Source organism: Bradyrhizobium sp. FW305-F6, from assembly GCF_058782905.1.
This window is the reverse complement of record NZ_JBYSYD010000022.1, coordinates 1-11,046: the sequence shown is the minus strand read 5'-3', so window position 1 is coordinate 11,046 and position 11,046 is coordinate 1. Positions and strand designations below refer to the sequence as shown.

Sequence of the window (11,046 nt, the reverse complement as noted above, 5' to 3'; positions counted from 1 at the left end):
TTGCTCCACCTGCGCCAATCGGCGTACAAACCCCCGAGACTCTAATTGCCTCTGGATGAAAACTCAGGGGCAGGTCATTGGCGCTTCACCTGGCCGATGGGTCAGCGGGTGAGCAGCAAATACCAGATTCCGGCTAGCAGAAAGACGATGGTTGGCCACGCGAAATATTCAAAAGCGCCGCCCATGCGCGGCGGTGGGGAACAGCGCACGCTGCAACCGTAGGATCTGCTCGGGCTTGGGGAAAAAGATGATCTGGAGCCAGTGGAGAAGCCCCCTCAGGCGCTGATTAATTTCGCGCAGGTCGTCTATGTAAGCCTGGAGCACCGCCGCGCCTCGTCTTGGCCAGAATCTTGAGGGGGATCCTTCCGCTGCTGTGAGCTTGTGCCTGGTCATTTGCGAAGCCTGCCGCACGCCTCGCTCAGTCCTTTGATCTAGATCAAGCCCAGGCATAGGAAAGTTGGAACCGCCAGTCCTTCCTATGGTTATCGGATGATGCCAAAACAGATTGTCATCACCCTCTGGTCACTGGCGGCGGCCTCCCTGTTCGCCTTTAGCGTGGCGGCGCTGGTTTCTCCTCACTAGCTGCCCCCCCGCTGCCGGGTATTCAGCGGGCCCCCGCAAGCTTTAACCCCGTGTCTGGATTATCATCCGGCACGATACTTATCATCCTGTCGCAAGGGGATGCATCCGTCTCGAAGTGCTGATTCCGACGAAGTCCCCAGGCGTACCGATATGAAGTCGCCCGTGGATTCCGAGACGATGTCGCCCACCTTTCCGATTTGATCTCGCCCAGCGGCGAGGCGTTCTGGCCGGCTGGTTCTCTGGCACCGGTCAAGCCGCGCGGTCATCTGGAATCGCGACTTCAACCCATTTTTCTTCTTTTGCGGTTGCTGTGGGCATGTGGGCAACGCGATTGCGTTGTCCAAGCGCAGCGGCATGTCCACAGCGCTCAGGTCTTTCGGGCGGATTGCCGGGTTCGCCGCAGGCTCTCACCGGTGAGGTCGAGCCGATGGGCATTGTGGACGAGGCGATCGAGCACGGCGTCGGCATAGGTGGGATCTCCAATGAGCAGATGCCACTGGTCCACGGGGAGCTGGCTGGTGACGATGGTGGAGCGATGACCGTAGCGATCTTCGAGGATTTCCAGGAGATCGTGACGGGCGCCGGCATCGAGCGGCTCGAGGCCCCAATCATCGAGGATCAGCAGATCGACACGGCCAAGGCCACGCAACAGGCGTGGGTGACGACCGTCGCCGCGGGCGAGCGCCAGATCGTCGAACAGGCGCGGGACGCGCTGATAGAGCACGGAGCGATTGTCGCGACAGGCCTTGTGGCCGAGCGCCGAGGCGAGCCAACTCTTGCCGACGCCTGCCGGGCCGCAGATCAGGAGATTGACGTGGTCGTCGATCCAACGGCCCTCGACAAGCTTGGCGAACAGCGGGCGGTCGAGACCGCGCGGGGTGCGATAGTCGATGTCCTCGACGCATGCCTGCTGGCGCAGCTTGGCGTAGCGCAGGCGAGTGGCGAGCCGTTTGTCGTGCCGCAGCGAGGCTTCACGTTCGAGCAACAGAGCAAGCCATTCGGCGTGACCGAGGCTGCCAGCCTCACCGGCGGCTTCGATGTCGGCGAAGGCCTTGGCCATGCCGTGGAGGCCGAGGGCGTTGAGGCGGTCGAGGGTCGGATGGGTGAGCAAGGGACGGTCTCCTAATTGTAGTAGCGCGGTCCGCGGATGTTGGCATGCAGGATCGGCGCATCGTCCGCGGAGCGCTGGTGAGCGGGACGCCGATCGAGATTGTTGGCGAGGATCGACTTGACCGAGCCATAGGTGCGCGCACCGATGTCGATCGCCCGCGCAGCCGCCGCATCCAGCCGTTCGCGCCCATAGGAGGCGGCGAGCCTGAGGATGCCGAGGCAGGCGCGGAAGCCTTGTTCGGGGTGCGAGCGCTCGTCGAGAATGAGGTCGCACAATGCGCTGGTTGCCGGCCCTATCGCGGCGGCGTCCTGACGGATACGCCCGATAGTCCAGCCGGCGTAGCGCCGATGGCTGGAGGCCATGTGCTCCGGCACGGTGGAGTGCTTGTGATTGCCACTCATGCGCTGATGCGCGGCAATCCGCTCGCCCTTGTGGAAGATCTCGACGGTGCGGGCGGTGAACCGCACCTCGACCTCGGCACGCGCGAAGCGATGCGGAACGCTGTAATAATGCTTCTCCACCTCGACGTGGTAGTCGAGGCTGACGCGGCGGATCCGCCACTCGGCGAGCACGTAGGGGCTCGCCGGCAACGGCTTGAGCGCCGGCCGGTCGATCTCCTCGAGTAACCGGCGGCGCGTCACGCCGAGCCGCCGGATCGGCCGCTCCTCGTTGAGCCTGGTGAGCAACTCGCCGATCGCTGCGTTGACCTCGGCGAGGCTGTAGAAGACGCGGTGGCGCAGGCGGCCGAGCAGCCAGCGCTCGACGATGAGGACAGCCTGCTCGACCTTGGCCTTGTCGCGCGGCTTGCGTGGTCGCGCCGGCAAGATGGCCGTGCCGTAATGCGCCGCCATCTCGGCATAGGTGCGATTGATCTGCGGGTCGTAGAGGCTCGCCTTGATGACCGCGACCTTGGTGTTGTCAGGCACCAAGAGCGCCGGCACGCCGTCGATCGCCGCCAAGGTGCCGACGTGGGCGCTGATCCAGTCGGCAAGCCCCTGCGTCCACGTCGCCTGCGCATAGGTGAAGCTCGAGGCGCCGAGCACGGCGACGAAGATCTGCGCCGTCCTCCGCTCGCCGGTGAGGCGGTCGACCACCACCGGGACGCCGTCGCCCGCGTAGTCGACGAACAGCTTGTCGCCGGCCGCGTGCGCCTGGCGCATCGTCACCGACAGGCGTCCCTCCCAGGCGCGGTAAAGCTCGCAGAAGCGCGAGTACCGATATCCGCCGGGCTCGGCGCCGATGTACTCCTCCCACAGGATCGACAGCGTCACGTGCTTGCGCTTGAGCTCTCGGTGCACCGCCGCCCAATCGGGCTCGGCGATGCGGCGATGACCCTGCCGGTTACCATTGCCGGTCTTGGCGAACAGGCGGGCCTCCAGGGCCGCGTCCGTGAGTCCGTCGGGCAACGGCCAGCTCAGGCCTGCGGCCTCGAACCGCCGGATGGTCAGCCGCACTGTCGAGGGCGCCGCGCCCATCCGCCGAGCAATCTCGCGGCTCGGCAGCCCAGCCGCCTTCATCCTGATCACATCGCGCACACGGCGCATCGCAAGCCTCTCCGTCGGCATCCAGGGTCCCCCTTCGCAAAACCGAAAGGTTGACCCTATGGGAGCCAGAAGAGGCCTCGTCACCCGGGCGACATCATCCCGGAATGGTGGGCGACATCATCTCGGAACGGGTGGGCGACTTCAAATCGGAATGGTGGGCGAGATCATCTCGGAATCCTGGGCGACATCGATCGGAATCCGCATCTCGAGCGATGAGGCCGCGACCGTTCGGTCTCGGCCTAACCTCTTGGCTTGGTACAGCGCGATGTCAGCCTCCCGGACAAGAGCCGCCTCGTCACAGGCGTTATTCGATTTCTCGGCAACCCCGACGCTGACGGTCACGCTTCCGCCACCCGCGGGGTGCGGTATCGCAAGCGCGCAGACCATTCCCCGAAGGGCTTCTCCCCGTGCGATAGCCTTGCTCTCGGTCGCGCCCGGCATGATGATCGCAAACTCCTCTCCGCCATATCGCGCAGCGTGGCCGCTCAGGTGACTTGCTGCGGTCGCAATTGCGACTGCGATACGTCGAAGACATTCGTCGCCAGCCAGGTGGCCAAGCGCATCGTTGAAACCCTTGAAGTTGTCGATATCGATCAGCAGGACTGCCATCGAGGCTTGCCGCTAAAAGGTTTCCCGGAGGTGGGCGTCAAAGCCGCGGCGGTTCGCAAGCTGAGTCAGGCCATCCGTAGTAGCCAGCTGGGATAGGCGCCTGTTCGCTGATGACAATTGTACTTCCAGTGCTTTGCGCTGGGTGATGTCGCGCAAAACCGCAACAGTTTCGGCGTTGCGCCCCATCCATCGACCGAAAAAATTCGCCTCGAACCACGCCGTCGAACCGTCAGCATGCATCATCTGAAACTGACAGAAGCCGAGGTATCATCGTCCCGCCATCCATGTCCGATCCGCGCCAAAATCTTCCGGTCGTCGGGGTGGACAAAATCAATATATGGACGGCCGAGAACCTGCTCTTCGCTCATGCCAAGGGCTGCGGACACCGATTGCGAGACGTATTGGCAAATGCCACGGCTATCGAGGACCACCACAACATCCGCGATCTTGTCAGCAAGCAGGCGATGCCTACGCTCCCCCTCGCTTAGCGACTGCTCAAGCCTCGCACGATAGATGAATTAGCGGGCAAGAACGACCGAGATTGCCAGAATGGCGAGCAACAGGCCGACGGCTACCGCCGCATCGATCTTGAGATCGGCCCGCCAGGAGGAGACGATCTCGTCATACGTGCGGGCGACTGCCACCACCAACCCGTACTCCTCCGCCTGCTCATACCCGAAATACTTGCTAAGACCGTCGAAGGGCGACGTAATGGCATAAAAGCCGGATCGCCCCTGATGCAGCTTCACCTTGAAGAGGTCAGTCTGCGAAAGGTCTTTGCCGCTGGTCCCGACGGAAGATGCACCGGTGCCCTGCCTTCGCCGGTGATCAAGATTACGCCGCCATGTTCAGCGATGCCGAAGGCCCGGTAGAAGTTTCCGAAATAGTCGGTAAGGATGGATGCCATCACGACGCCCACAAACTCTCCATTTGCGGCATTGGTGATGCGCCTGGAGAGCACAATGGTGGGCATGCAGGTCGTGCGCGAAGAGAAAGGCCCGCTGATCATGAGTTCCGGGCCGGCATGGCTTTCATTGTAACGGAAGTATTCGCGATCGGCATTGTTGTGGCCGCTGATCGGCAAGGCGCTGGAGTAGACTGCATCGCCGCGCGCATCGAGTACCTTGATCTCGCGCAATTGGGGCAGGGAGCGAACCGTGCTTGCCAAGTAACCGTTGAGGCGCTCTGCCCTGTCCGGTTTGCAATAGGCCAGCATTTCGGCCACGCCCGCCATCACCACATCGGCGCGCGGATGGTGTGCACCGCATGCTGCGCCAAAGAGTGGACCAGGTTTTTGATGTCCTGCTCGGCTCGCCCGATCGCCGCCTCGCGACCCGCCTCGGCCTTCCAGCCGATCAAGCCAAGCACAGAAGCCGCCATCAATAAAGGAATGGACCAGACCGCCACCATCGGATGTCATTCAATCTGACGCTGGACGCGACGCGGCATGTTCTTCCCCACATGTTATGGAGATGATAGGTGTCATCTGATCTTTGAAAAGCAGTGAACGCCGCGAGCCCTTTCATTGGCTTAATTAACGAATGGCTTTTGAAGTTATCGGAATTCAGCAGGGCAGGCCAGGGCAGGGCAGGAACACGGAAGATTACGGAGACTGCTTGACGTTGAGGACGCTAACGCCTTTTCGCCTACTCTCGTGCGAAAGGGGGGAGGTCATGACGGTCCACCTCGGAGCGCAGATAGACGCCTACCAGGTGTTAAGAAATGACCCGGGGCACTGGGACCGGCAGATCGCCGCAGATCTTGCAGCTGAGATGAAGGCGATTTCTGGGGACCGCAGCTCTGATATCCCCGAGATCAGACGTTTCCTTGCCGTGAAGGGTTACCGGGACCTTAAGGCGCATCTGGCTGATGCGGTGCAGATGGCCGGAAGCCCGCTCCTGACAGGGTACTGTTTTGATCACAACAAGCGAGCTGCGCTGTTGGTCAGTTTCGATCGAGAATGTCGCGTACCCGTGCAGCGAGCTGTTCGTATGTGAACGGCTTGGACAGTAACTCGACGCCGGCGTCGACCCGCCCATGATGGACGATGGCGTTCCGCGAGTACCCTGTCGTAAACAGCACTTTTAGTTCCGGCCGTAACTTTATCGCTTCATCGGCGAGCACCTTGCCACTGCGACCTGGCAAGACCACGTCCGTGAATAGCAGATCGACACGCTGATCGGTCTCGAGTATTGCGATGGCCGCATCCGCTGCTTCCGCCTGCAAAACCCGATAGCCCATTTCGCTGAGGATCATCACGCTGTGGGAGCGGACGTCCTCGTTGTCCTCCACCACCAGGACGGTTTCGCCGGCACTTCCCCCCGGAGCAGGCGGCTCTGAGGTTTCGACGGATATGTCTTGTCCATGATACCGCGGGAAGTACATCTTCACGGTCGTGCCTTCGCCCACCTCGCTGTAGATGGTGACGTGACCGCCTGATTGTTTCACGAATCCGTACACCATGCTGAGACCGAGGCCTGTGCCGCGCCCGACCTCCTTGGTGGTATAGAACGGCTCGAACACCCGACTAACGACATCCTTTGGAATACCGCTGCCCGTATCACTGACGCTGATGAGCACGTACTGGCCGGGCACAACCTCGGCTGTCGTCTCCACGTAACGTTGGTCCAAGAACATGTTGGCAGTTTCGATCGTGAGCTTGCCGCCACCCGGCATCGCATCGCGCGCGTTGACCGCCAGGTTGATGATGGCGCTCTCCAACTGGTTTGCATCCGCCTCGACCGTCCACAGCCGCGGCGAAAGCACGCCTTCCAGCTCGATCTGCTCTCCCAAAGTGCGGTGAAGCAGCTCCGTCATATCACGCACCAGGCCATTGAGATCGAGCGGCTTCGGCGTGAGAGGCTGCCGGCGCGAAAACGCGAGCAGCCGCGAAGTGAGGCTGGATGCACGCTGGGCACCTTGCAAAGCCATATCCGCCGCTCGTTTGATCCTTGCATGGTCCTCGGGCTTGGCGCGCCGGATGGTGTCAAGGCCGCCGACGATGATGGTCAGCAGGTTATTGAAGTCGTGGGCCACTCCGCCGGTCAGCTGACCGACCGCTTCCATCTTCTGCGCCTGCCGCAGCGCTTCTTCGGCACTCATGCGGTCGGCCACCTCCTTGGCGACCCGCAATTCCAGCTCCGCGTTCAAATTCTGCAGCTGCTGCTCGGCCTTCAGCCGGTCCTGAAAAAGGCGGGCATTGTCCATGGCGACGGCCGCTTGGGCGGCGAGTCCGACCAAACCTTCCTCAGCGAGAGGTGTAAAAACGCCAGGTTTGGAGTGTCCGAAAAAGAGTCCGCCGATCACCTCACCCGATCGCGACCGAACCGGCACCGCCAGATAGCTGCATACCGGTAAATGCCCTTTTGGCATGCCGTGATATGGCGCCGACTTGCCGTAGCGCGGGTCCTTGGTGATGTCGTCGGATCGTACGATGCCCAAACCCTCGAAGGTGGGGCCGAACACGGCGGTATTCCGCGGCATCGGAAACTTCTCGAAAGCGGATCGCGGCACCCCAGACAGGGTGTACAGGAGATAACTTTCGCCGGACTCGTCGAGGACATTGTAGAAGAAGGCGCCAAATTCGGCCCCGCAAAGCGCGACGCCGGCATCCGTCACCGTTTGGACCACGCGCTCAAGATCTAGGTCTCCGGCCACCGCCGCTGCTGACTGGTTCAGTCTGGCGAGCACCTCGGTTTGTGCCTTCAGCGCAAGCTCGGCCTCCTTGCGCTCATCGATGTCGAGGACAGAGCCGATGGAACCGAGGAGACGGCCGTCTTCAGAATGACGTGGCACGGCCGCGTTGACCACCCAGCGATATCCTCCGTCGGCCTTGCGCAGCCGGTACTCCACGCGTGTTGCGCCGTGACCTGGCTGTGTGCCCATCACGACTGCCTGAGCTGCCTGGCGATCGTCCTCGTGAACGGCGTCCAGCCAACCCGTGCCGAGAGAAGCCTCTGGGGCGCGACCGGTGAAGTCATGCCAGAGCTTGTTGAGATAAATGACAGCTCCGGTCGCGTCGGCGACCCACATCATCACGGGCGCATGGTCGGCCATATTACGGAAGCGCACCTCGCTTTCACGAACTACCGCCGTAAGTTCACGGCGCACCTCGGCCATCCGGATGTTGGCATTGACGCGGGCGAGGAGCTCGCGGGCGGCAAAAGGTTTGGCTAGGTAGTCGTCCGCCCCTGCTTCAAGGCCTTCCACCTGAGCTTCGGCGCCGGCGCGCGCCGAAAGTAGAATCACAGGCACATCGGCCAAGGCAGGCGCGGCCCTCAATCGGGAGAGCAGGCCGAACCCGTCAAGCTTCGGCATCATCACGTCACTGAGAACAAGGTCGGGCCGTGCCTGATTGATGACGGTCAAAGCCGCTTCGCCGTCGGCCACCGCCCTAACGTGATAGCCCTCGTCCTCGAGCAGCCTTTGGAGATAATCGCGCATGTCGGCGTTGTCGTCGGCAAGCACGACGCTTTTGCCCTTTCCCAAGCCTCGCGCGGTACCTGCCGGCATCGCTTCGGGAAGGATCTCGCTCACGCCCAGCTGCATCTGCTTCCCTGGTAACAAGCGCTCCGCTTCATCGACGAACTCTCGGCTTCGGCTCGATAAAGCCGAGGGCTCGACGGCATCCTGCAGCTGTTCTGCAGGAAGATGGGCGCTGCCGAAAGGCAAGGAAATACGGAATCTAGTTCCCTTGCCAAGCTCACTTTCGGCGCTGATGGTCCCGCCGTGGAGTTTCACGAGGTCCTGCACCAGCGCGAGACCGATGCCGCTTCCTTCGAAACTTCGCCCTTGCGGACCTTCGACCCTGTGAAAGCGCTCGAAGAGCTTCGGTAATTCGCCGGCGGCTACACCGATGCCTGTATCAGAGACTTCGACGACGGCCTGGCCCGTTCGGCTGCCGACGTACACCTCGACATGCCCTTGGAAGGTGAACTTGAATGCATTGGAGAGCAGGTTCAGCAGTACCTTCTCCCACATATCACGGTCCACGTAGACCGGGGAGGGGAGGGGCGCGCAGCGCAGGCGCAGCTCAAGCCCCGCCTTTTCCATCGCCGAGCGGAAACTGGAAGCAACGTCGGCACTGTACGCGGCAAGATCCGTTGGCTTATATTTGGCCGTCGCGCGGCCTGCTTCGATCCGCGAGAAGTCGAGCAGACCGTTGACCAGCCGCAACAGCCTGCCGCTGTTGCGATACGCTAGATCCAGCTGAGCCCGAACAGCGTCAGGGATGTCGCTTGCCATTGCCTCTTCAAGAGGCCCAAGCATCAACGTGAGGGGGGTCCTGAACTCGTGGCTGACGTTGGAGAAGAAAGCCGTCTTGGCGCGGTCTATTTCCGCAAGTGCTTCGGCCCGGCGGCGCTCCTGCTCAAAAGCACGGACGTTGATCAGCGCCGTGGCGATGTGGGCGGCCGCCCGCTCAATAAAGGCTCGGTATTCATCGTCCAGCGCGCGTCTCGGGCTTACACCTGCAACAAGGAAACCGGAGATCGCGCGGTCCTGCAGCGGCGCCGCGATCGGCGCAACCAGGGCGCAATCGGACGGCTCCGGCCACGGGCCGCCGGGGAGGGGCTCGCCAAACCTCGCGGTCAAGCCTTCAACAGCTATGGTACGCCCTTGTTGAGCCTCCCGGGTCGGCCATGCGGCCTGATCGTCGCCCAACTCGATGGTCGCGGGGCTCGCAATTCCGTTCTCAACAAGCTGCGAGCAGCCGACCAGCCGAGCGCAATTGCTTGCTTCGTCCAGCCTGTAAAGCAACGCGAATGGCACGTCCGCCGCTTTCGCGGCGAACATCGCGACGGCGACGTCGAACACTTCCTGTTCTGACCGGGCCATTGAGACGCGCTCGGCGAGCTCGCGCAAGGTCCGCTCGCGCCGTTCGCCGACGACCCTGAAGGTTGTCTCGACCACTGCATTGAAAATGTCTTCAACGCGGCCGTGTTCGCCCCTGATCGGGCTGAAGGTGAAATTGAAGTAGCATTCCTCCGTGTAGCCATGGCGGCGCATCGGCAGCAGCTGGTCTTCCTGCCAGACGCCTTCGCCGGTTGACTGGACCTTTTCATAAAGCGGACCGATATCGTCCCAAATTTCTGGCCAAACTTCGCGCCCCGGCCGTCCAAGGGCCCAGGGATGCTTTTCGCCAGGGATGGGGCTCCAGGCATCGTTGTAGAGCAGTGCCAGTTCGTTGCCCCAGTAGATCGCAATCGGGAAATTTGTCCCAAGACAGATACTGACGGCCGCCCGCAGGCTCTGCGGCCACTTGACTACCGGGCCGAAGGGCGTGCTCGCCCAATCGTGTCGCCGCATAAGGCGACCCATCGCGCCGCCCCCAGATAGAAATTGCGGCCCCGTATCCTCTCCAGCGGCCGCGCCGTCGCCTGCTTCCATGCTCTTGCTCGCCCCGACTTCCGGCCCTCACCGGTTTCTCTTACCTTTTAACGACACGCAACTCCAATGCGCGTGGAACTTTCGCGGTCAGAATGTTTGGTTCGGCTTGCTGAGATCTCGTGGAACTCTGGTCATCATCCGGAGTCCGATCTTTTTTGCAAGGTACGAATTCAATGACTTGGAGAACCATAAAGCCAACGAAACCGGATATCCTCATTGCGAACGCGGTGGCCCGCAATACCAATTCTTCCATCGAGCGCGTCGCCCGCGGTCTGACCTGAGGCGCTGACGAACACATCCTTTTGGCCGTTGCTTTCGCGGGGTGGGCAGCAACCCGGGGCAGGTCGGAGCGGCTTCAGCGGGCTGGCAATCATGCGCTCCTCGTAGCCGCGGCAACCGCCCTGATCCCACTTGGGTTCAAAGCCTTGATCAACCAGACGCGTCCTGACCGAAGGACCGTGCTCGGTCATTTGAACGGGTATCCCTTTCCGGTCAGCGTGAAGACGCCTTCCCTTCGGGTCATGCATTGCACATGGTGCCCTTGCTTCGGCTGCGGGCACGGTGCCACCGCTGCCGCGTAGAACGATAAGAGCCTTAGCCGTAGGCCTTTCATTATCGAGAGTCGTAATCCTTACGCATTGGGCAAGCGATGTCGTGATTGGTTTCGCACTTGGTGCCATGGTGGAGCGTATTGTGAGGTTGTGGACCGGATATCCCGTTACGGAAAACCGGTCTACCCCGTGGGTCGGTCAAAATCCCCCGGGTATGGTCACTTGAAACTCCCCCACCTGATGATCGCCGGCAGCGCCGCTG

12 protein-coding genes are annotated in these 11,046 nt (G+C 61.9%); 2 read left to right on the top strand and 10 right to left on the bottom strand.

Translation table 11 applies throughout. The features are described from left to right. Positions 1-168: 168 nt before the first annotated feature. The 8 genes from AC3WLX_RS36470 to AC3WLX_RS36435 form a co-directional block, all read right to left on the bottom strand. A complete protein-coding gene (locus AC3WLX_RS36470; RefSeq protein WP_155253860.1) occupies positions 169-324 on the bottom strand; it encodes a hypothetical protein in 156 nt (51 codons plus the stop codon). Positions 325-949: 625 nt separating this feature from the next. After that, on the bottom strand, positions 950-1,693 hold the full coding sequence (gene istB, locus AC3WLX_RS36465; RefSeq protein ID WP_012041725.1) for an IS21-like element helper ATPase IstB: 744 nt from the start codon (positions 1,691-1,693) through the stop codon (positions 950-952). An 11-nt stretch (positions 1,694-1,704) separates the two neighbouring features. Next, positions 1,705-3,237, bottom strand: coding sequence for an IS21 family transposase (gene istA / locus AC3WLX_RS36460; protein ID WP_080655029.1), 1,533 nt, complete (start codon positions 3,235-3,237; stop codon positions 1,705-1,707). Between the two features lie 141 nt (positions 3,238-3,378). Beyond that, a complete protein-coding gene (locus tag AC3WLX_RS36455) occupies positions 3,379-3,846 on the bottom strand; it encodes a GGDEF domain-containing protein (RefSeq protein WP_049820489.1) in 468 nt (155 codons plus the stop codon). 239 nt (positions 3,847-4,085) lie between these two features. Next, complete coding sequence (locus tag AC3WLX_RS36450; RefSeq protein ID WP_080655027.1) at positions 4,086-4,361, bottom strand: PAS domain-containing protein; 276 nt, start codon at positions 4,359-4,361, stop codon at positions 4,086-4,088. A gap of 3 nt (positions 4,362-4,364) precedes the next feature. Continuing rightward, positions 4,365-4,595, bottom strand: coding sequence for a PDC sensor domain-containing protein (locus AC3WLX_RS36445; RefSeq protein WP_024343436.1), 231 nt, complete (start codon positions 4,593-4,595; stop codon positions 4,365-4,367). Continuing rightward, on the bottom strand, positions 4,592-5,080 hold the full coding sequence (locus AC3WLX_RS36440) for a PDC sensor domain-containing protein (protein ID WP_024343437.1): 489 nt from the start codon (positions 5,078-5,080) through the stop codon (positions 4,592-4,594). Before AC3WLX_RS36440 ends, AC3WLX_RS36445 begins: the two co-directional genes overlap by 4 nt. Further along, positions 5,080-5,256 carry a hypothetical protein gene (locus tag AC3WLX_RS36435; protein WP_196232452.1) on the bottom strand — a complete coding sequence of 59 codons (177 nt, stop codon included), beginning with the start codon at positions 5,254-5,256 and terminating at the stop codon, positions 5,080-5,082. The genes AC3WLX_RS36440 and AC3WLX_RS36435 overlap by 1 nt, the downstream gene beginning before the upstream one ends. A 263-nt stretch (positions 5,257-5,519) precedes the next feature. Here AC3WLX_RS36435 and AC3WLX_RS36430 point away from each other — a divergent pair, with 263 nt between their 5' ends. Continuing rightward, positions 5,520-5,843 (top strand): hypothetical protein, encoded by a 324-nt coding sequence (locus AC3WLX_RS36430; protein WP_155248810.1) that lies wholly within the window; start codon positions 5,520-5,522, stop codon positions 5,841-5,843. On the opposite strand, the gene AC3WLX_RS36425 is transcribed toward AC3WLX_RS36430, so the two are convergent. Beyond that, positions 5,791-10,233 carry an ATP-binding protein gene (locus tag AC3WLX_RS36425; RefSeq protein WP_049820491.1) on the bottom strand — a complete coding sequence of 1,481 codons (4,443 nt, stop codon included), beginning with the start codon at positions 10,231-10,233 and terminating at the stop codon, positions 5,791-5,793. The genes AC3WLX_RS36430 and AC3WLX_RS36425 overlap by 53 nt on opposite strands. Before the next feature lie 170 nt (positions 10,234-10,403). Beyond that, on the bottom strand, positions 10,404-10,703 hold the full coding sequence (locus AC3WLX_RS36420) for a hypothetical protein (protein ID WP_349509786.1): 300 nt from the start codon (positions 10,701-10,703) through the stop codon (positions 10,404-10,406). A gap of 91 nt (positions 10,704-10,794) precedes the next feature. Between AC3WLX_RS36420 and AC3WLX_RS36415 the strand changes: the two genes are divergently transcribed. Next, positions 10,795-11,010, top strand: coding sequence for a phosphatase PAP2 family protein (locus AC3WLX_RS36415; protein WP_349509814.1), 216 nt, complete (start codon positions 10,795-10,797; stop codon positions 11,008-11,010). Positions 11,011-11,046: the final 36 nt, after the last annotated feature.